The 20,984-nt window shown below is 72.8% G+C and carries 15 protein-coding genes; 7 read left to right on the forward strand and 8 right to left on the reverse strand.

Annotated features, from left to right (window positions below):
• The first annotated feature begins 50 nt into the window (after positions 1-50).
• The gene (locus tag IE321_RS23115) at positions 51-461 is read left to right on the forward strand and encodes a ferritin family protein (RefSeq protein ID WP_229916512.1); all 411 of its coding nucleotides are present in this window, start codon (positions 51-53) and stop codon (positions 459-461) included.
• Positions 462-501: 40 nt separating this feature from the next.
• Here IE321_RS23115 and IE321_RS23120 read toward each other — a convergent pair whose 3' ends face one another.
• Together IE321_RS23120 and IE321_RS23125 are read right to left on the reverse strand one after the other, a co-directional pair.
• Positions 502-2,001, reverse strand: a complete 1,500-nt coding sequence (locus tag IE321_RS23120) for a S1 RNA-binding domain-containing protein (RefSeq protein ID WP_190224372.1) — start codon at positions 1,999-2,001, stop codon at positions 502-504.
• A gap of 220 nt (positions 2,002-2,221) precedes the next feature.
• The gene (locus tag IE321_RS23125; RefSeq protein WP_190224373.1) at positions 2,222-3,286 is read right to left on the reverse strand and encodes a hypothetical protein; all 1,065 of its coding nucleotides are present in this window, start codon (positions 3,284-3,286) and stop codon (positions 2,222-2,224) included.
• 492 nt (positions 3,287-3,778) lie between these two features.
• On the opposite strand from IE321_RS23125, the gene IE321_RS23130 reads away from it, so the two are divergent.
• Both IE321_RS23130 and IE321_RS42180 read left to right on the forward strand, forming a co-directional pair.
• A complete protein-coding gene (locus tag IE321_RS23130; protein WP_190224374.1) occupies positions 3,779-4,213 on the forward strand; it encodes a DUF6892 domain-containing protein in 435 nt (144 codons plus the stop codon).
• A 39-nt stretch (positions 4,214-4,252) separates the two neighbouring features.
• Complete coding sequence (locus tag IE321_RS42180; RefSeq protein WP_229916510.1) at positions 4,253-4,729, forward strand: hypothetical protein; 477 nt, start codon at positions 4,253-4,255, stop codon at positions 4,727-4,729.
• A 275-nt stretch (positions 4,730-5,004) separates the two neighbouring features.
• Here the strand turns inward: IE321_RS42180 and IE321_RS23140 are convergent, their stop codons facing one another.
• Complete coding sequence (locus tag IE321_RS23140; protein ID WP_190224375.1) at positions 5,005-5,610, reverse strand: GOLPH3/VPS74 family protein; 606 nt, start codon at positions 5,608-5,610, stop codon at positions 5,005-5,007.
• 209 nt (positions 5,611-5,819) lie between these two features.
• The gene (locus IE321_RS42885; RefSeq protein ID WP_190224376.1) at positions 5,820-8,720 is read right to left on the reverse strand and encodes an ATP-binding protein; all 2,901 of its coding nucleotides are present in this window, start codon (positions 8,718-8,720) and stop codon (positions 5,820-5,822) included.
• A 657-nt stretch (positions 8,721-9,377) separates the two neighbouring features.
• Here IE321_RS42885 and IE321_RS23150 point away from each other — a divergent pair.
• Positions 9,378-10,988, forward strand: a complete 1,611-nt coding sequence (locus tag IE321_RS23150) for a S8 family peptidase (protein ID WP_190224377.1) — start codon at positions 9,378-9,380, stop codon at positions 10,986-10,988.
• A gap of 147 nt (positions 10,989-11,135) precedes the next feature.
• On the opposite strand, the gene IE321_RS23155 is transcribed toward IE321_RS23150, so the two are convergent.
• Both IE321_RS23155 and IE321_RS23160 read right to left on the reverse strand, forming a co-directional pair.
• Positions 11,136-12,305 (reverse strand): LolA family protein, encoded by a 1,170-nt coding sequence (locus IE321_RS23155; RefSeq protein WP_190224378.1) that lies wholly within the window; start codon positions 12,303-12,305, stop codon positions 11,136-11,138.
• A 177-nt stretch (positions 12,306-12,482) separates the two neighbouring features.
• On the reverse strand, positions 12,483-13,493 hold the full coding sequence (locus IE321_RS23160; RefSeq protein WP_043227758.1) for a polyprenyl synthetase family protein: 1,011 nt from the start codon (positions 13,491-13,493) through the stop codon (positions 12,483-12,485).
• 218 nt (positions 13,494-13,711) lie between these two features.
• Here IE321_RS23160 and IE321_RS23165 point away from each other — a divergent pair, with 218 nt between their 5' ends.
• Both IE321_RS23165 and IE321_RS23170 read left to right on the forward strand, forming a co-directional pair.
• Positions 13,712-15,217, forward strand: coding sequence for a peptide MFS transporter (locus IE321_RS23165; protein ID WP_190224379.1), 1,506 nt, complete (start codon positions 13,712-13,714; stop codon positions 15,215-15,217).
• 9 nt (positions 15,218-15,226) lie between these two features.
• Positions 15,227-17,227: a CocE/NonD family hydrolase gene (locus tag IE321_RS23170; RefSeq protein ID WP_190224380.1), complete on the forward strand. Its 2,001-nt coding sequence runs from the start codon at positions 15,227-15,229 to the stop codon at positions 17,225-17,227.
• Positions 17,228-17,258: 31 nt separating this feature from the next.
• Here IE321_RS23170 and IE321_RS23175 read toward each other — a convergent pair whose 3' ends face one another.
• On the reverse strand, positions 17,259-18,611 hold the full coding sequence (locus IE321_RS23175) for a COG1470 family protein (RefSeq protein WP_190224381.1): 1,353 nt from the start codon (positions 18,609-18,611) through the stop codon (positions 17,259-17,261).
• A gap of 288 nt (positions 18,612-18,899) precedes the next feature.
• On the opposite strand from IE321_RS23175, the gene fahA reads away from it, so the two are divergent.
• A complete protein-coding gene (fahA, locus tag IE321_RS23180) occupies positions 18,900-20,126 on the forward strand; it encodes a fumarylacetoacetase (protein ID WP_190224382.1) in 1,227 nt (408 codons plus the stop codon).
• A 32-nt stretch (positions 20,127-20,158) separates the two neighbouring features.
• On the opposite strand, the gene IE321_RS23185 is transcribed toward fahA, so the two are convergent.
• A complete protein-coding gene (locus IE321_RS23185; protein ID WP_043227765.1) occupies positions 20,159-20,983 on the reverse strand; it encodes a dioxygenase family protein in 825 nt (274 codons plus the stop codon).
• Position 20,984 lies beyond the last annotated feature (1 nt).

A 20,984-nucleotide genomic window follows, 5' to 3' on the forward strand; every position in this document is an offset into this window, starting at 1 on the left:
GGGGAGGCACGCTCGAAGTAGCATCCTGCGAGGTTTTCCGGACGTGGCTGTTGCAGAACAATCTGGATCTTCCTGAGGAGGATGTCGACGACGACGTGGCATGCTGCGGCTTCGACGGGTTCCCGGATGAGGGAAGTTTCTTTCTGGGCGTCCGGGCGATGGAGAAGCTCTACGCGAACCGCTCCGTGCCCGGTGGATTCGACCCGCCGGACCAGCCGGACCATCCGTTCTGGCGCAATGAGTGGATCCCGTTCCTGTCGGACCAGGACGGCTGGAGTGGCAAGTTCATCGATGTGCGGGACGGGCGTGTCGGCCGCTGGTTCGTGGGTGAGGTCACGGTCACCGGCGAGTACGCGTCGATGGCCCGGTACTTCGACTCCGTGGCGGAGACGCTGACGAGGATCGCCGAGGGAAAGTCCCCGGTCTGTGAGGTCGCCGAAGGCCGGCTCGTCTGGTCGTGAGGCGGTTCCCCACCGCAGGGTCGTGCGGGACCCGGGCTGGTCAAGGCTCTTCGTGCCGCAGGGCCTGCAGGTGGGAGAGCGCGATGCGTCGTCGGCTGGGGTCGACGTCGAGGATCCTCACCAGGAGAGGGTCACCGACCCGGACCAGGGTTTCGGGGTGGTCGACGGTGTCCTCGCACAGTTCGGTGGTGGGCACGAGTCCCTCGAAGCCGTCCTCGCGGTCCTCGACGCGGACGAAGACGCCGATCGGTACGACTTTCGTGACGGTGCCGGTCACGACCTCGCCGACCCGGTGCGCGAGGGGGACCATGGGGTCCGCCTGCAACGCCTTCAACGACAGGGACACCCTCTCCCGCATCATGTCGACGTCGAGGACCTCGGTCAGGATCTCCTGTCCGACGGTGACGACATCGGAAGGGTGGTCGAAGTGGCGCCACGACAGCTCGGGAACGTTGATCATCGCGGTGAAGCCGCCGATGTCCACGAAGGTCACGCCGAAGGTGGCGATCTCCGTCACCGTGCCGGTGCGGATCTGCCCCCGGCGGAGAGTCTTCATGAAGGCCCAGTTCCGGTCACTCGGCGTCGGTTCGGTTCGCCACCGGGCACGCAGGACGCCGTCGCTGTCGGGCAGGACCGCGGTGAACAGCGGGTGGCGTTCGTCGGCGGCCAAGGACAGGGCCGCGGCGGCACGGGCCCCCGCCACCCGGGTGGCGAGTTCCCGGTACTCGGACTCGTGGACCAGCGCGCTGGAGATGGCCCCGTTCCGGTCCTCCCAAACGAACTCCACCGGCCCCTCGTCGGGAAGCGAGGCGAGGACCGCCCCGACGTCCGGGGACAGGTCGGGCCAGACGGTCAACTGCGCGCGTGGGGCGAGCCGGGCGCGTACGGCGTCGAGGGTGTCCTCGGTGAGGCGGTGCCGGCGGGAGACGTTGTGGAGGTATCCCTCCTCCAGTATCGCGGCGTCCCCCATGGCGACGGACCGATGAAGAAGGTCCCAGAAGTCCTCGTCGGCGGGCCGCTGCACGTCGGGCTCGTCGAAGCCCGCGTCGTACGGCGACGCGTCCAGCCGCTCCGGGAAGAGGCCGAGCGCCCGGGTGCGGGCGACGGCACCTTCGCAGGGCCTGTCGCTGCTGACATAGACGTACTGGTCCCAGCCGACCTGCACGACGAACGTGTCCTCCCTCGCCAGCCGGCACCAGGCGCCGTTGCCGCGGAGCATGATCCTGACCAGCTCCAGACCGACGGAGAGGGGCACCTCCGCCCCGTCGTGGAACCCGCTGAGATCGGGTGGGAACAGCCCGGCAAGGCCGTGGCCATCGACCTCCGGCTCTTGACCGAAGCACGCAAGGTCGGAGATTCCCGGCTCCCGAATGGCCAGATGACCGATGCCGCTGTCCTCGGCGAACGCGGCAATCGCCTGCAGATACGCAGCCTCGACCGGCCCGTGGTCGCTGGTCGTGTCCTCCTCGCCGATGTAGCTGCCGTGCTCGTCGCGCTCGGCAGGGTCGTACTTGGTGACCCGGTAAACGAAAAGCGACATGCTTCCCTCTGGTAGTGGATGAGGTGAACGCGACGAAAGACCGCTCCCCGTACGGACGCGGACTCGCCGCTCGCGCGGCGCCGCGGCACGGTGCGCGGCACGTGGTCGGTGGTGGCCGGCGGTCGGCCGCCGTGCTCGCCCTCGCGAGAGGAGGGTTCGCGCCCTTCCCGCGTGGACTCACGGATGCTCTCCCGCCCGCCACCCTGCGGGAGACGGCAGCTCAGCCGGCGCGCGCGGTCCACTCCGGCGGCGTCCACAGCCGGGCATGGGCGCCGCCGACCTCGATCAGCGTGCCGGTACGTCGATCCTGACGCGCCGGGCGGAAGCCGTCGATCGCGAACACCCGCTGTCCGCTGGTGATGTCGACGCCGTGCAGACCGGCCTCGTCGGCGATCAGCAGATGCTTTCCGTCGGTGAAGAAGCCGACAGGGCCGACGGGCCAGGGGAACGTCGCGACCGCCTCGATCGATCGGACGGCCGGCGAGCGCGGTTCGATCGAAGTGGGGTCGAGGACGTGGACGGTACCGCTGCCGGCCTCGTCCCGGTCGTACACCGCGATCCGCCCGTCGTCGATCCACACCGCCGGCCAGTTCCACTCCGACACCTCGGGATACACCGCGTAGCTGGGCCCGTCCTCGGACTCGTACGGGTTGTCGCGCAGCCAGGCGGTCAGGCTCCACACCGCCGGCATCCCCCACGGCTGCCACACCCAACCGCCGTCGTGGACACGGGTCCCGTCAGGGCTCAGGGACAGCGCGCCGTGGAAGTAGTCGAGGTAGTGCTCCGCGTCCTCCTTGTCTCCATCCGGGCTGTCCCGCGCCGTGAGCACCTTGCCGGACGCGAGGTCGGTGACGTCCAACCGGTTCCAGTCCGTGCGATGGATCACCACCGGCCGGCCACCGTGCTCGGCGAACGCCAACGCGAACGGGACGGTCTCACAGCAGTAGTCCCCGCCGTCCAACTTCAACGCCGTCGCACCGGTGCTGAGATCGACGACGGTGCCGTACCGACCGCGGTCCTGGACCACCGCCGCCCAACGGCCACATCGAGAGACATGAAGCCGCAGTCGAACGCCGCCACCGTACTCGGACGCCGGCCTCTCCTCCCGATACCGGGCCACGTCCCGCACCTCGCCGGTCGTCGGTGTCCACCGCGCGAGCCGCCCGTCCCCGGACAGCACCAGCCACGCCGACCCCGCGTCACCGAGACCCGTCGGCACGGCGGCCACATCGACGACCGGCCGCAGCGCGTCGGGTACTGCCACGTCCACCGTGATCGTCGCCATACTGATCCCCCTAGGTGCGCCCGTGTGACCTCCCGCGACAACGGGAACGGCAGGTGAAACGGCATCGGGTCGGCCACGTCGGTGAGTGCCGCGATGCCGGTCACGGCGGTGAGGTCAGCACGGATCTGGTCCATGTCGGGCTCATTCTCGCGCAGGTCCGCCGCGGTGTCGTCCAGCGAGAAGCCCCTCCGGTCGTCATGGCCGGACCTCGCCGGGCGGGTAAATCCCCCTCGTCATAGGTGAGTTCATGACGGCGTGTCACCCGGCCATGATCCACCACTCAAGGACGCGGTCACGGCATCCAGATGGGCGTCTGGCGGCGAAGCACCGGCAAGGCCCTGCCTTGCACAGGATCGTGCGGGAGGGGCGACGCGCTCGCTGCCCTGCGACCGGCCTCGGCCACTGGGTGCGCCGTCATGGTGGGCCGGCGCCTGAACGGCGGGCGCCGGTCGTGCCGTCGGCGGTGTCAGAGCCGCGTGATAGGTCTGCCGCATGGCCGCATTCAGGGACTTCAACCTCAAGCTTGTCGTGATCGACGTGCTCATGTACCGGCAGGATCTCCTCACGCCTGCCTTCGATCTCGATGCCCGCATGCGGGAGCGGGGCATCGACATACCCGCGGTGTACGTGCTGGAGAACGACATCGACGACGAGGTCCTGGACGAGTCGCGCACCTTCTTCGAGGAACTGGTGATCGGCGATGAGCTCCTGGCCGGGGTCGACACGCTCTGCTTCGACGCCGGCCAGGAGATCTACCGGCAGTGCGCCCCGGCGTGGGACGGCGAGGACGACCTCTTCGACATCCGCTCCCTGGACGACCTGGCGCTGTTGCCGAACCTGAAGCGCGTCACCGCCGTGGACGACGGCACGCTGGTCGCACCGGGCAAGTGGGAGACCTTCGCGGCCCGCGGTATCGAGGCGAGCTGAGGGGCGGGCGTGGGAGCGACCGAGGGGCGAGGAGAAGTCATGCGGTGTGCGTACTGCGGGCGCGAGGTCGTGTGCCGGCAGCCGGCGTTGGGCGGGCCGCCCTGCGTGGGGCAGATCCACGTGCACAGCAACGAGGAGGCGTGCTTCCCCGAGCAGGGAACGGCGAGTTCGCGCGCCTGGCCGCCCGGCGGGTGCGGCTGCAGGCCCCGGGACCTGAAGGCGCGCGTGACCGACCTGCCTCCTCCGCCCCCACCGCCGAGGGCCGGTACGGAACGACTGACCGAGGTCGGCAAGGCGTTCCTCGGCCTCGCACCGGGCGCGGGGGCGAAGGTCGTCGAGCTGGCGGACGGCGCGGGCGTGTGCGTCGTACAGACCGGGCGCGGCGGCGGCAAGGCGTACGTCGCACCCGACCGGACCGTCCTGTTCGTCTCCTCCGCCATGGACTTCGACACCGGACTCGTGGCCTTCCTCGCCGGTGCACGCACCCCCGCGGGGGGCTCGGCGGGCAGGTCCTGATGCTGTGACCGGAACGGTTCACCGGGTCCGATCGTGTGAGGGCAGGATCGGCTTGTGGATCTCGCGGAGCAGACTTCGTCTTCGAGATCACCCGGGGCGCGGAACCGCTCCTGGACGTGGTACGGCTTCCGGGCGGCTCCCATGGCTGTCCGGACCCGAGTCGCCGGACGACAACCTGACGAGTGACGAGTGCTCCCACCGGCGGACTCCGGCAAACTCCGGCGGGCTCCGGTGGACCGTCCGGTCGCGGGCCGGTGGGTGCGGATCGGCCTGGGTCACGGCCCGCGCCACAGGTTCGCGAAGGCCGCGTTCTCGATGGTCCGCCGCTGGCGGACGGCCTCCAGCTCCATGACCGCGTCGTGGACGGCGGCGACCACGGCCGTGGCCGCGTCGTCGTCGAGCCCCGGTTCCTCGTCGGACGGTTCGCCGCCGATGCCGACGACCGAGGCGAGGGCCGTCAGGACGGGTTCCCGCCGCTCCCAGCGGTCGACGGCCTCGTGACGGGCCGGAGTGTCGACCGCTTCCACGCGTCGCGCGCCGAACGACAGGCGGCCGGAGGACTTCGGAGTCAGCTCGCCGTCCTCCTCCAGCGCGGTCTGGTACGTGGCCGCGAGGTCCTTGCCCCTGCGCCACAGCCAGTCCTCGACGCGCTCGTACGGCGTCTGGCGGACGATCCGGGCGCCGGCCTCGCCGAGAAGCCGGTCGTCAGGGGCCGAGACCCCGCCCGGCACGAGGACATCGCCCTCCAGGGTGAGACCCCTGGCCCTGAGGAGGTCGATCAGCTCGGCACCCGCGAGCGCGAGCGACAGGTCCCCCTGTCCGACGGCCTGCTCCTGCCGAGAGTCCATCGCGATGATGAACAGGTCTTTCGCCGTGGTCATGAACGGCTCCCTCCGAGGCGTCGACGAAGGCACGCCCCGCCCGCTGCCCCGTTGTGGGGCCCTCGCGGATTCGGCACGCCGCCCTTGCCAGTATCGTCCCGTCCGATCGCCCCCGTCACGGACTCCGCCGCATCGCGATCGACGGACGGCCACCCGGACAAGGGGCGGCGCGGTCGCGCGGCTGCCCCGGTCCGGGGCAGTTACCTCCCTCACTGCAGGGAGATGTCGCCCCTCGACGCGGCGTGCTGTTTCCGCATGATGCGGGCCACGTGGTGCTCCACGGTGCGGGTGGACAGCACGAGGCTCTCGGCGATGTCCCGGTTGGCGCGGCCCTGGACGACGAGACGGGCCACCTCCTCCTCGCGCGGGGACAGCCGGTCGCCGTAACCCAGGCGGCCCCGGCGGTGGGTGGTGACGATGGCGTGGCGGCGCAGCAGTCGTTGGCAGCGGGCGACGTCCCAGCGGGCGCCCAGGTGCCGGTAGACCTCGACGACGTCCTGGACCCCCTGGGCCGCAGCCTCTCCGTGCAGGTCGAGCAGACACCGGCCACGGGCCTCCGCGGCGCGGGCGGCGTCGAGCGGGCGGTCGAGCAGGCGCCACTGCTCCTCCGTGGCCGTCAGCAGGGCGAGGGCGTCGTGGGTCCGGCCCGCGGCCTCCGCGAGCAGCGCCCTGCACGCGGTGAGCGCCGCGCGGGCGGCGGGGGCGTCGGCGTCCGCGGACCCCCCGGCGAAGTCGGCGACGAGCCGCCGGGCCCGCGCCGTGTGGCCGCTGCCGTGGAGGGCCTCCACCGCGACGGGCAGCAACTCGCTCGCCCACACCCAGCCCCGGGTCCGTTCGATCCGGCCCAGTACGCCCTCCACGGCCTCGCACGCCTGCCCGGGGCGCCCCGCCTCCAGGTGAACCCGGGCGGTGGCCGCGGCCGACGAGGTGAGGATGAAGCCCGTGTCGTAGCAGGCGGTGCGTGCGGCCTGCGCGAGGTCGTGGCGGGCCCGGGGGACGTCGCCGAGTACGTGGAGCGAGGCCAGTCCGCGTACGAGCATCGCCTCGGCGGTCAGGTCGGGTATCTCCTCGTAGAGCCGGGTGGTGCGGTCGGCGGCCGCGTGCAGACCGTCCCAGCGGCCGCCGTGCCAGGCGAGGACCAGTCGGGCGGTTTCGACGAGCCCTTCCAGGTACGGGCTGCTGCTGTCGGCGAGCCCGGCGACGGCCCGGTCGAGGTCGTCCCGCGCCCGCGTGCCGTGTCCGAGCGCGCTGGCCGCGTGCGCCAGGTTGGTCCAGCCCCGGGCGTGGTGCGCGGCCTCCATCGCGGATCCGGCCGGGCCGCGCAGCGCCTCCGCGGCGTGCCAGGCGCGCGGGTCGCCCACGAGCATCAGGGCGGTGGCCCGGTTCGCGGCGATGGCGGCCCGGGCGACCGGGTCGGTGACCTGCTCCGTGAGCCTCTCGCCGCGGTCCAGCCAGTGCCGGTGCCGGTCGACGGGCCAGCCCTGGATGGAGGGGATGGCGGCGACCGCCATGGCCCGTGCGGCGGTCTGCGGATCGGACGCCTCGAGGTCGGGAATGGCGCGGGCGACCTCTTCGAGGCTGTCCAGCGCCCCTCCGGTCTGGTTGCGCAGGACCACGCTGAGGTGCAGGCGGATCTCGCCGCGCAGGTGCGGCGGCGGGTCGTCCTCGTCGAGGACCGTGCGCACGGCGGCGACCACCTGCTCGCCGGCCCGCGCCAGTTGGGCGGTGCGGGCCAGTTTCGCGGCGGTGCGCACCCGTCCCTCCGCCCGGGGGTCCTCGACGACGGCCCGGGTGTACAGGCGGGTGGCGGTGGCGTAGTCGCCGGTGGCCGCCGCGCGGTCGGCGGCCACCACCAGGCACCGCAGGCCCTCGCGGACGTGTCCGGCGGCCGCGTACAGCCGGGCGAGGTCGACCAGCGGCACCGGACCGTCACCCGCGCGGTGCAGGATGCGGGCCGCACGCAGGCTGAGCCGCGCCGCCCGCGGTCCCGGCACCCGCGCCAGCGCGGCCCGCTGGTCCAGCGGGTGCCGGAAGGCCAGCGACGCCCCCTCGGCGCGCAGCACGGACCGCCGTACGCACGCGTCCACCGCCGCTTCGGCCGGCTCGGGGGGACACTCCGCCAGCTCGGCGAGGACGCTGACGGGAGCCGGCCGGTCGAGCACCGCCGCCGCCTCGACGATCCGCCACGCGTCCTCCGCGAGGTGCGCGCATCGTCGGGCGAAATCCCGAGCCACCCGCCGCGGCACCCCCGCGTCCCGTACGGCGGCGAGCGCCGCGTGCGCTCCCGTGCCGCCCTCCCCGTCGGCCGACAGCAGCTCCCCGGCGTCGTCGAGGAGAGCACCCGCGGCTCCGGGCAGTCCACCCGACAGCTCGTGCACGAGCGCCGCGAGCTCCGGCAGGTCCTCCGGTCGCACCCGCGGGCATCCCGCCGCCCACAGGCGGACGTACCGCTCCGTCTCCTCCGGCACCCAGGGCCGTACGCGGATCTCCTCGCACCGCGCCGCCGCCGGGGTGCGGAAGCCGAGGACCGGCGACCCGGTGGCGGCGTCCTCGGTGACGACCAGCCGCAGCCCGGCGGGCAGGGCGTCCGGCAGCCGGTCGAGCAGCCGGAGCGTCTCGGGGTCGGCGAGGTGGACCTCCTCCAGGACCAGCACGGTGTCGCCGAGCGAGGCGAGCAGCGCCCCGACCGCACGGGGCAGCAGCCCCCGACGTACCTCCGGGTCCGCGGCGGACGCGGGCGGGTCCGGCAGCCGGTCGGCCAGCTCGGGCACGACGAGCCCCACGACTCCGGTGACCGGCGGCATCCGGTCGGCCGGGCCGGGGCGGTGGGGGAGTTGGGCCAAGGCCGAGGTGACGGCTTCGAGGGGCAGCGGGTCCGCGCCGTCCGGGCACCTCCCGCGGAGCTGCGTCCACTCCGCGAACTCCGCCCCGCCGAGGACCTCGTCCACGAGCCGCGACGTCCCGGCCCCGGCCTCCCCGCGCACGACGACGACACAGGGCCCCGCGCGCAGAGCCGCCCGCAGCCGCCGCGCCTGCTCGCTGCGGCCGACGAACCCGGGGCCCTCGGGGCGCACTTCGCCGTGGGGCGCATCGAAGGGACGTCTCTCCACGGCTCCGCCTTTCTCGCCGGTCACGCGCCCGGGCGCTCCGCCGAACGTCGTGGAGGCCCCTGGGGACCGGACTCCACGCGTCGCGGGGCGGGCGTGGTCACGGCGTCCTTCGGGCAGCCGGGTCTACCCGCAGGTGGTCTACCGGCAGCGGGCCCGCCGTCGCAATAGGGGGCGACCACCCAGAGAATGCCGCCGGGCCGCCACGGTCTGCGCCGGACGGCGGGCGGTGACGCCCCGTCCCCACTCTTTGGGTAGCGCTACGCATTGCCGGCCTCCTCCCGGCTGATCGAAGCTCTGGGCGGTCCGGTCGCGCCGGCCCCGTCCACCACGGTCCCCAACCGCCGGCGGCACGGGGAGGCAGCACCCCACGCAGTCGTACGGCGTGACCGGATCCGTGCGTCGCGGAGCCCGCTCCGTACGCCGACGTCACCTCGTCCCGCCGTCCCCGGCGCCGCCACCAGAGGCGCCCGCACGACCGCCTTCGGCCCCCGGATCGTCACGGTCCCCACCCGGACCGCCGTCCCGGACGGCCTTCGGCAACCCTCCGGGCGCGCCCTCTCCCACCTGACGGAGCGCGCGCCCGGAGCCACCGGCGGGACGGATGCCGCCCTCCGGACATCGAGCCGGGTCCGGACACCTCCCACGAAGGAAGCAGTCATGGAGTTCGACGCTCGCGCCCTCCGGCGCCTGCTCGCCATCAGCACCAGTGCCGCCTTGCTCGCCGTGGCCTCAGCGACCGCCGCGGCCACGGCCGCGCCTTCACCGCCGAGCGGCGGGGAGAACCGCATCGTCGGCGCGGACCGACCCGGCGCGGTCGAAGGCTCCTACATCGTCACCTTCAAGGGCTCCGTCACCTCGGCCGACGTGCCCGCCGCCGCCCGCGCCGTGGCCGAGCGCCACGCGGGCAGCCTGCGCTACACCTACACCGCCGCCCTGCGCGGCTTCGCCGTCCGCATGACGGAGAGCAGGGCCCAGGAGCTGGCCGCCGAGCCCAGCGTGGCCCGCGTGGAGGCCGACGGCGTGGCGTACGCGGTCGACACCCAGCCCTCGCCGCCCTCCTGGGGCCTGGACCGCGTCGACCAGCGCAGCCTTCCCCTGGACAAGAGCTACACCTACGGGACCACCGCCTCCAACGTGAACGCGTACATCGTGGACACCGGCATCCGCATGAGCCACCGCGACTTCGGCAGCCGTGCCGTCAGCGGCTACGACTTCATCGACAACGACTCCAACGCCTCCGACTGCCAGGGACACGGCACCCACGTCGCGGGCACCGTCGGAGGCGGCTCCTACGGCGTCGCCAAGGGCGTCAAGCTCATCGGCGTCCGCGTCCTGAACTGCCAGGGCACCTCGGGCGACACCTGGGCCCCGGCCCTCGCGGGCATCGACTGGGTCACCAAGAACGCGGTCAAGCCCGCCGTGGCCAACATGAGCATCGGCGGCGGGAAGACCCAGTCCGTGAACGACGCGGTCGCGGCCTCCATAGCCTCCGGCGTCACCTGGGTCGTCGCGGCCGGCAACAACAACGCCGACTCCTGCTCCTACTCCCCGTCCTCCACCCCGTCGGCCATCACCGTCGGCGCCACCAACAGCCGCGACGCCCGAGCCAGCGGCTGGTCCAACGGACAGGGCTCCAACTACGGCACCTGCCTCGACATCTTCGCCCCCGGCGACAGCATCGTCTCCACCTCGAACTCCGGCGACACCGCCTCCCAGACGATGAGCGGCACCTCCATGGCCGCTCCGCACGTCGCGGGCGCGGCCGCCCTGCTGCTCGCCGCCAACCCGACCTGGACCCCGGCCCAGGTCCGCGACAAGCTGGTCGCCGACGCCACGCCCGACAAGGTCACCGACGCCCGCACCGGCTCCCCCAACAAGCTCCTCCACACCGGCACCGGCGGCACCACCCCGCCGCCCACCGGCAAGAAGTTCGAGAACACCGACGACTACCAGATCCGCGACAACGCCACCGCCGACTCCCCGCTCGCCGTCAGCGGCGTCACCGGCAACGCCCCCTCGGCCCTCGCCGCCACCGTCGACGTCCGCCACACCTACCGCGGCGACGTGAGGCTGGAGCTGGTCGCCCCCGACGGCACCGCCTTCCTCCTCAAGGACTACAACTCCAACGGCAGCGCCGACAACATCCAGCAGACCTTCACCGTGAACGCCTCCAGCGAGGTCGCCAACGGCGTCTGGAAGCTGCGCGCCCAGGACACCGCGTCCGCCGACACCGGCTACATCAACGGGTTCAAGCTCACGTTCCCGTAGGGGCTCCGCGGGCCTCGGGGCCCGCGCGCCCCCGGCGCCCCGAGGACCCTGCGGCCCGCACGGACCGCGCGGGCCGCTCGGGGCCCAAAAACCACCCGGGTGGGTCGGTGACCTGCTCCCGACCCACCCGGGCTACCAACTCTCCTGCTACTGGGCCGCGTTGGCCGCGTCCACCAGCGCCTGCGGCGTCACCGCGCCGACGTAGACCTTGCCGTCGTCCGTCATCAGCGCGTTGACGATCTTGGTCTTGAAGACGGTGCCGGAGCCGAACTTCCCGCTCACCTCGTCGCCGAGCGCGTCCAGGAAGCCGCGCGCCTCCTTCGGCGCGTCCTCCGTCTTCGGGGCGGCCGCGCCGGTGTCGAACGTCGCGATGGCCGTCCAGCCCTCCCCGACGACCTCCGGGCCGTTCTGCCCGGCGCCGCCGAGACCGAAGTCGCCGAGGGCCTTCTCCAGGTCCTCGGGGGCCTTGCCCGCGTGGTCCTTCTCCAGCTGGTCGCCCTCGGTGACCTCCGCGCCCTTCGGGACGGTGAAGTCGAACTCCGAGGCGGCCGGCCGGGCGAAGTCGACCTTGGTGAAGCCCGCGTCGACGACCGGCTTGCCGCCGCTCGTGGAGTCGAGGGTGAACTTCAGCGGGGTGCCGGTGGCCGCGTCGACCGCGATCGTGACCGCCTCGACCGTGGAGCCCTGCTGCTTCGGCGCGATCACCAGGCGGTACGCGTCGCGGCCCGCGACGTTCGCCGTGCCGCCGACCGTGATCGAGGTGGTGTCGCCGGCGGCCTTCAGGACCTCGTCGGCGAGCGCCTTCGGCGAGGCCGGGAGCTCCTTCTCGGGGGCCCGGCCGGCCTCCTCGGCGCCCTTCTCGTGGAAGACCTGGTTCGACGCGGAGTCGTACGCCCACACCTCGTCGCCGTTGTGGACCAGGCTGTACCGCTCGTCGCCGTCGAGCAGCGTCAGCTTCTGGCGCTCGGGGCCGTCGGCGGCGATCTTCAGCGTGTGGGTGCCGGAGACCAGCTTGGTGAGCTGGGCGGACGGGTCGGCGGACCCCTCGCCGGAGCCGTCCCCGGAACCGCCGCCGGCGAGCCCGCCGAGCAGGCCGTCGAAGGCCGGCAGACCGAGGTCGGTGGAGATCTTGAAGGTGCCGGACAGGGTCTGGGTGTCCGAGGCGGCGATCTTCTCGATGAGCTGCTGCGCGGTGATCTCGGGCAGGTCCGGGTCACCGGACGCGGCGAGCGCCGGGACCAGTCCGATGGTCGCGGCGGCGATGCCGGCCACCGCGATCGGGACGACGTACCGGCTCGTCTTTCGCTGTGCTGCCATGATCTGCGATCCCTCCGTGCCCTCCGCGGGCCGTGTGGGCCCCTGGTCGATGTACCCATCACACCAGGGCGCCGACCCGGAATCGTCAGCCCCCGGGCTCAACCTCGCGTACAACTCCGGGATGACCCACCCCTAGGGCCGTGCCCCGGAGGGGTCGGCCGGGCGGCCCCGTCGCGGTCAGCCCGCGCGGTGCACGACCGCGTCGCACAGCTCCTGGAGGGCCGACTTCGCGTAGCCCTCGGGCAGCGGCGCCAGCATGGCCCTGGCCTCCTCCGCGTACCGCACGGTGTCGCGGCGGGCCTGTTCCAGGGCGGGGTGGACGCGCAGCCGGCGGAGCACCTCGGCGTGCCGGGCGTCGTCGGTGAGGTCGCCGTCGACCAGGGCGACCAGCTCCAGGTCCTCGGCGCGGCCGTGGGCGGCCGCGGCGGCCCGCAGGCGCAGGACCGGGAGGGTGGGGACGCCCTCGCGGAGGTCGGTGCCGGGGGTCTTGCCGGACTCGTGGCCCTCGGAGGCGATGTCGAGGACGTCGTCGGCCAGCTGGAAGGCGACGCCGAGCCGCTCGCCGTACTGGGTGAGGATGTCGACGACGGACTCGTCGGCGCCGGACATCATCGCGCCGAAACGGCAGGAGACGGCGACCAGGGAGCCCGTCTTGCCGCCGAGCACGTCGAGGTAGTGGTCGACGGGGTCGCGGCCGTCCACGGGACCGGCGGTCTCCAGGATCTGGCCGGTGACGAGCCGCTCGAACGCCTCGGCCTGGATCCGAACGGCCTCGGGGCCGAGGTCCGCAAGGGTGTGCGAGGCGCGGGCGAAGAGGAAGTCACCCGTGAGGACGGCGAGCGAGTTGCCCCAGCGGCTGTTGGCGCTGGGCACGCCCCGGCGCACGGCCGCCTCGTCCATGACGTCGTCGTGGTAGAGCGTGGCCAGATGGGTGAGCTCGACCACGACGGCGGCGGGCACCACGCCCGGCGCGTAGGGGTCGCCGAACTGGGCGGCGAGCATCACGAGCAGCGGCCGGAACCGCTTGCCGCCGGCGAGCACCAGGTGCTGCGCGGCCTCGGTGATGAAGGGGACATCGCTCTTGGTGGCGTCGAGGAGGCCGGCCTCGACGGCCGCCAACCCGGTCTGGACATCGGCCTCAAGAGCCTGGTCCCGCACGCTAAGACCGAACGGCCCGACGACGGTCACGAGGGGGTCTCCTGTCTGCTGACGCCTGCTGACGATCACATGGTGACGATCACACGGTAGGGGCGGTGATCACACGGTGTTCGTGGTCACACGGATGGTCGATGTGTTGCCCGGATTCACTCAAGCCAGCGTATCCGGTCACGTTTCGATCACCGTGGGCGCCTTCCCGTCACCCCCGGTATGTTCGTGATCAGCTGATACGACATGGAGTGCGTCAATTGTCCCGAACAGCGATCGACACGGACCCGGAGGGGGAGCAGCCGCCCCCCGAGGACGACCGCGCCTTCCTGGGCCACCCGCGCGGCCTGCTCGCGCTCTCCGGCCTGGAGGTCTGGGAGCGGTTCTCGTTCCTCGGCATGCAGGCCATCCTCGTCCTGTACTTCGCCGCGAGCGTGTCGGACGGCGGGCTCGGCATGGCCTCCGGCACCGCCGCGTCCGTCTCCGCCGCCTACGGCACCCTCGTCTACCTGGTGTCGGTGGCCGGCGGCTGGCTCGCCGACCGCATCCTCGGCTCCTACCGGGCGGTCCTGTGGGGCGGCATCCTCATCGCCTGCGGCCACTACGCCATGGCGGTCCCCACCGCCGCCATGACCTGGGTCGGCCTCGGCCTGATCAGCGCCGGCACCGGCCTGCTCAAGCCGAACGTCGCCACCATGGTCGGCAAGCTCTACCGGACCGACGACGACCGCCGCGACGCCGGCTTCGCCCTCTACTACATGGCGATCAACATCGGCGCCTTCGCCGGACCGCTCGTCACCGGCTGGCTCGCCGACCACCAGGGCTACCACTGGGGCTTCTCCGCCGCCGCCATCGGCATGACCTTCGGCCTGATCCAGTACGTCGCGGGACGCCGTCACCTGGCCGGGCGCAGGCACTCCGCCGAGTTCGCGCTGGCCCCCGACGCGATGCGGCGGGCCGTCCGGCTGATGGTCCTCGGCGTGGTCGTCGTGGCGGCCGCCGCCACCGCCCTCGCGCTCGCCGGCTGGCTCACCATGGACCGCTTCGTGGACGTGCTGACCGTGATCTCGGTGATCGCCCCGGTCGTCTACTTCTGGGTGATGTTCACCAGCCCCCGGGTCACCCCGGAGGAGCGCGGCCGCCTCAAGCCATACGTCGTGCTGTTCCTGGCCTCGGTCGTGTTCAACTTCATCCTCTTCCAGGCGTACTCGACGATGATCCTGCTGGCCTCCACCAACGCCCGCACGACCATCCTCGGATTCGACTTCCCGGCCAGCTGGTACGCCTCCGCCCTCGGCGCCTTCGAGGTCGCCCTGGCCCCCGTGGTGGCCGCCGTCTGGGCCCGGATGGGCCACCGGCAGCCGCACGCCTCCAACAAGATCGCCCTCGGCGTGATCCTCGGCGGCCTCTCCTTCCTCCTCATGGTCCTGCCGACCTCGGGCCACGCCGACGACACCTACCAGATGGCCGCCTGGTGGATCGTCGGCTCCTACCTGCTGCTCGGCCTCGGCGACGTGCTCCTGGAGACCTCCGGCATGTCCGCCACCAGCAAGCTCGCCCCCAAGGCGTTCTCCAGCCAGACCATGTCGCTCTGGTTCCTCTCCCTCGCCCTCGCCAACGGCATCCAGGCACAGACCGTGAAGCTCTACGACGACGTCTCCAAGCCCGCCTACTTCGGCGTCAACGGCGCCATCGCCGTCGCCGCCGGCCTCGGCGTGATGGCCCTGGCCCCCTGGCTGCGCCGCACGATGCACCCCGTCCACTGAGGTGACCCGATGACGAAGATCCGTACCGAGTTCCCGTACGAGACCCGGCACGAGGACGTCCGCATCCCGATGCCGGACGGCACCCTCCTGTACGCGCGCGTGTGGCGGCCCCTCACCGAGGAGCCCGTCCCCGCCCTCCTGGAGTACCTCCCCTACCGGCTCACCGACTGGACGGCGCCCCGCGACTGGCAGCGCCACCCCTGGTACGCGGGCCACGGCTACGCCTCCGTACGGGTCGACGTCCGCGGCCACGGCAACAGCGAGGGCCTGCCCGGCGACGAGTACGACGCCACCGAGCTCGCCGACGGCGTCGCCGTCGTCCACTGGCTCGCCGAGCAGCCCTGGTGCACCGGCAAGGTCGGCATGTTCGGCATCTCCTGGGGCGGCTTCAACAGCCTCCAGATCGCCGCCCTCGCCCCCGAACCCCTCAAGGCGATCGTCACCGTCTGCTCCACCGACGACCGCTACGACAACGACGTCCACTACATGGGCGGCTCCGTCCTCGGCGTCGACATGCACGCCTGGGCCGCCACCATGCTCGCCTTCGTCTGCCGCCCGCCCGACCCCCGGTACGCGGGCGAGGAATGGCGCGAGCGGTGGCTGAGCCGCCTGGAGTCCGTCGAACCCTTCATCCACACCTGGCTCTCCCACCAGACCCGGGACGACTACTGGAAGCACGGCAGCGTCTGCGAGGACTACGCGGCCATCCGGTGCGCCGTCCTCGCCGTCGGCGGCTGGCACGACCCCTACCGCGACACCGTCCTGCGCCTCGCCGAACACCTCCCCCAGGACCGCTTCCGCGGCATCATCGGCCCCTGGTCCCACCAGTACCCCGACCGCGGCCTGCCGCCCGGCCCCGCCATCGGCTTCCTCCAGGAGACCCTCCGCTGGTGGGACCACCACCTCAAGGGCACCGCCGACGACGTCATGGGCGAGCCGCTGCTCCGCACCTGGATCAGCGAGTCGCACCCGCCGGCCACCGTCTACGAGGAGCTGCCCGGCCGCTGGGTCGCCGACCCGTCCTGGCCGTCCCCGCACGTCACCCCCGTCCGGTACGCCTTCCAGGGCGAGCACGTCGTCGTCGACTCACCGCAGCAGACCGGCATCGACGCGGGCCGCTTCTTCCCCTTCGGCAACGACGCCGACCTGCCCCCCGACCAGCGCGACGAGGACGCCCACTCGGCCTGCTTCGACTTCGCCGTCCCCCCGGACGGCGCCCCGATCGAGATCCTGGGCCGCCCCGGCATCCGCCTCCACCTGATGACGCCCGCGCCCACCGGCCAGATCGTCGCCCGGCTCTGCGACATCGCCCCCGACGGCTCCTCCACCCTGGTCACCCGCGGCGCGCTCAACCTCTCCGCCCGCTACGGCCGCGACCGGGCCGTCGACGCGCAGACCGGCGAGTGGGAGACGTACGACCTCGACCTGAACGGCATCGGGCACACCTTCCCGCCCGGCCACCGCGTCCGGCTCGCCGTCTCCTCCGCCTACTGGCCGTGGATCTGGCCGCAGCCCGACGCGGCCGGCTTCACCCTCGACCCGGCCGGCTCCTCCCTCACCCTTCCGGTCCGCGCCCACACGGACGACTCCGTGACCTTCGAAGCACCCGAACAGTCCCCGCCGCTCGGCGTGTCGTCCCCCGACACCCTGGAGGGGACCCGCCCCGAACGCCTCGTCCTGCGCGACGTCGCCAAGGGCGAGTGGACCCTCCAGGTCGACCCGAAGTACGGCGGCACCCGCGTGTACCCGGACGGCCTGGAGTTCACCGAGGACGCCGTCGAGACCTACACGATCGCCGAGGACGACCCGCTCTCCGCCCGCACCCGCTCCGAGTGGACCATCCGCCTCCACCGCCCGGCAATCGCCTGGGACGTCCGCGTCGAGACCCGCTCCGAGATCACCTGCGACGCGGACGCCTTCCACACCTCCGACGAGGTCGTCTGCCGGGAGGACGGCGAGGTCGTCTTCCACCGCACCTGGGAAAAGCGGATCCCCCGCACGGCGGGCTGAACCCGGGCCGTACGGGGGATCACGGTGACGGTCAGGCGTTCACCTTGCGGCGACGGGCGACGAACACCGCGCCCGCGCCGAGCACGAGGGCGGCACCGGCGGCGGCCGCCACCTGCGGCAGGACGTCGGAGGAACCGGTCGCGGCCAGCTCACCGCCGGTGGCCACCGGGATGTGCGAGGAACCGCCCTGCGGGGTGTGGCCCGAGGTCGCGGCGGGGGCCGGCGCGGAGGTCGACGGGGACGGGGACGGCGACGCGGTCTCCTCCGGCTCCGGCTCCGGCTCCGCGCCCGGCTCGACGATGTCGAACTCGACCTCCGCGTACTGCTCGCTGATGCCGCAGGAGCCGTCCTCGTTCTCGTACTCACCGGTGGTGAAGGCGATGCCCTCGCCCGCCGGCGCGTCCTCGTCCACCGTCAGGCGCAGGGTGACGTCGACCTTGCCGCCCTTGCCGATGGCGCCCAGCTCGATGGCGTCGTCCTGGAAGTCCAGCTCGGTCCACTTCGGGTTGGCCGCGGTCTTCCATTCGATGTCGAAGTACCGGTCGAGGTCCGGGTGCTCCTCGTCGATGTCCTCCCAGGACTCGGGCAGCTGCGCGGCGAAGAGGTAGGAGCGGACCGAGTCGAGGTCCCGGTCCGAGGTGTTCTTCACCGTGAGCGAGAAGTTCGCGCTGGAACCGATGGTGATGGTCTTGGGCCCGGTGAGCGTGGAACGGACGGCGCCGTCCTCGACGCACTCCTCGAAATCGCCCTTGTCCTCCCAGAACGCGTCCACCGCGGCCTCGGCGGCGGCGAGCTCCTGCTCGGCGGCCTTGATGTCCTCGGCGAGCAGGCTGCCCTTCTGGGCGAGCGCGACCCGGGCGTTGTTCCACGCCGTGGTCGCCCGGGCCAGGCGCTCATCGGCGGCGGTGGCGGCGGTGACGGCCTCCGCGACCTCCGCCTCCGCGGTGGTGACGGCTTCCGCGGCGGCGGTCTTCTGCTCCGGCGTGGCGGCGGCGTCGGCCTCGATCGCCGTCAGGGCTTCCTTGGCGGCGGTGAGCACGGCCTCGGCAGCGGTCCTGGCCGTCTTGGCGTCGGCGACGGCCTTCTCGGCGGCGGCCAGTTCCTCCACCACCTCCTTGCCGAGGTTGCCGGCAAGGAGGTCGTTCTTCACCTGCTCCCGCTCTGCCTTCAGGTCCTCGACCTTCTGCTCGGCGGCCGCGTAGGCGGCCTCCAGCCTCTCCAGCTCCTCGAAGTCGGGGCCGTCCAGGTCGTCCTGCTGGGCGGCGGCGCCCTTCGACGTGGCCGGCTTCGGGGTGTCCGCGAAGGCGGGCCCGGCGGAGAGGAGCACGACGGGCGTGGTGACGGCGGCGGCGACGGCGGTCGCCAGGATGCGGCGGATCTTCACGTGCGGGCCTTTTCCTGGTCAGGGAAGGGAAGAGAGAAAGGGGCGCGCGCCCGCGGAGTACTCACGCGGGGGCGACACCACCGTGATCGTAGGTCCCGCAGGGGCCCTGGGGCAGGGCCCGTTTCCGCAGCTCGGAGGCGGTACGGGCAGGCCCGGCGGCACAAACCGTCCGCACCCGGACAGTTGCTCTCTTCCCGGCGGGTTTCTCTGTGATCCATGTCATCCGTGCCCGACGGCCCGCCCCGTAACGTGTCCCTCACCGATCCTGCGAAAGCGAGGCACGTACCGATGTCCGAGCACAGCCCGCTCGACCTGGCCGAGGGCGACCCCTTCGGCCCGCACAACCTCCCGTACGGCGTCTTCTCCACGAGCGACGAGCCCGGCCGCCGTCGGCTCGGCGTCCGCATCGGCGGGTACGTACTGGACGCGGGGGCCGCGGCGCACGCGCTGGGCTCCCCGTACGCCTCCCTGCTCGCGCAGCCGAGCCTGAACCCGCTGCTCGCCGCCGGGCGGACCGCCTGGCGGGACGTCCGGCGCGCGCTGACGGCCTGGCTGACGGTCCCGGCCCACCGCGCCGACGTCGAGCCGCTGCTGCACCCGCTGGACGCGGTGACGCTGCACCTGCCGTACGAGGTCGCGGACTACGTCGACTTCTACGCCAGCGAGCACCACGCCACCAACGTGGGCCACATCTTCCGCCCCGACGGCGAGCCGCTCACGCCCAACTGGAAGCACCTGCCGATCGGTTACCACGGGCGCGCGGGCACGGTCGTCGTCTCCGGGACGGACGTGGTGCGCCCCTCGGGCCAGCGGAAGGCCCCCTCCGACGCGGCGCCGGTCTTCGGCCCGTCGGTGAAGCTGGACATCGAGGCGGAGGTCGGCTTCCTCGTCGGCACCCCCTCGGAGCTGGGCACCCCGGTGCCGCTCGGCTCCTTCCGCGACCACGTCTTCGGCCTGACGCTGCTGAACGACTGGTCGGCGCGGGACGTCCAGGCGTGGGAGTACGTGCCGCTGGGCCCGTTCCTCGGCAAGTCCTTCCAGACCTCGGTCTCCGCGTGGGTGACGCCCCTGGAGGCCCTGGACGCGGCCCGGACCGCGCCGCCGGCCCGGGACTTCCCCCTCCTGCCGTACCTGGACGACGCGGCGGAGGAGGAGCCCGGCGGCTTCGACGTGCGGATCACGGTCGAGATCAACGGCGAGACGGTGGCCGAGCCGCCGTTCTCCACCATGTACTGGACGGCCGCGCAGCAGCTCGCGCACATGACGGTGAACGGCGCCTCCCTGCGGACCGGCGACCTGTACGGCTCCGGCACGGTCTCCGGCCCCGAGGTGAACCAGCGCGGCTCGCTCCTGGAGCTGACCTGGAACGGCCGCGACGCCATCGACCTGGCCGGCGGCAAGCGGACGTTCCTGGAGGACGGCGACGAGGTCGTCCTCACCGCGTGGGCACCCGGCCCGGACGGCACCCGGGTCGGCCTGGGCGAGGTCCGGGGCCGGATCGCCCCCGCGGTCTAGGGCCGGACCCGACGGGAAGGGTCGGACAGGCCCTAGCCCACCCGCCAGAGCGCGGGGACGTTCGGCGGCTCCCAGCCCGTGATGGCGGTGTGGGCCTGGAGACAGACGTAGCCCACGCCGCCGTACGTGACCCGGTCGCCCGCCGCGTACGCCCGTCCGGCGGCCCAGGTGCCGCCGGGCGGGGTCGTGGTGGACGTGGCGGTGGGCGTCGGCCCCGGGTTCTGCGGCACGTCGATGACGAAGTCGAAGGCGGCCTCGCGGCCCCCGCCCGCGTCCCGCACGGTCATCAGGAGCCGCGGGTCGAAGATCGTGTCGGTGTTGTTCCGGGGCTCGTTCGGGAAGTACAGCTGGGTCGTGAGGATCGGCCGCCCCGGCGCCTGCACCTTCACGTGGAGGTGGCGGGTCCGGCCCGGGTAGAGCCCGGGGACGATGGTGGTGAGCTTGAACGACCCGTCCGCGCCGGTGAACTGGTGGCCGCGGAACTTGAAGCCGGTGTTGTCGTAGGCCCCGTTGTTGTCGGCCTGCCAGAAGTCGAGCAGCACCCCGGACACGGGCCGGCAGGCGCGCCCGAACACGTAGCCGCTGACGGTCAGCCGGGTTCCCGCGCCGTCCGGGAGGCTGCTGCGCAGCGGCGAGTTGGGCTTGAAGTAGGGGCCCTCCATCTGCGGCAGGGTCAGGTCGTCGCCGTCGTCGCACTCCGGCGTGAGGTCGAGCGGCGTGCCGCCGTCGGTGAGGGTGCGGGCGAGCGCGGGGACGCCCATGAGAACCGCGGGCGCGGCCATGCCGGCCGCGAGCGCGGCGCGCAGCACGGCCTTCCGTGAGACGTGCCCGGTACCGGTGTTGCTCTCGCTGTCCATG

Origin of the sequence: Streptomyces hydrogenans, assembly GCF_014656075.1 — a bacterium.
GTDB lineage: Bacteria > Actinomycetota > Actinomycetes > Streptomycetales > Streptomycetaceae > Streptomyces > Streptomyces hydrogenans.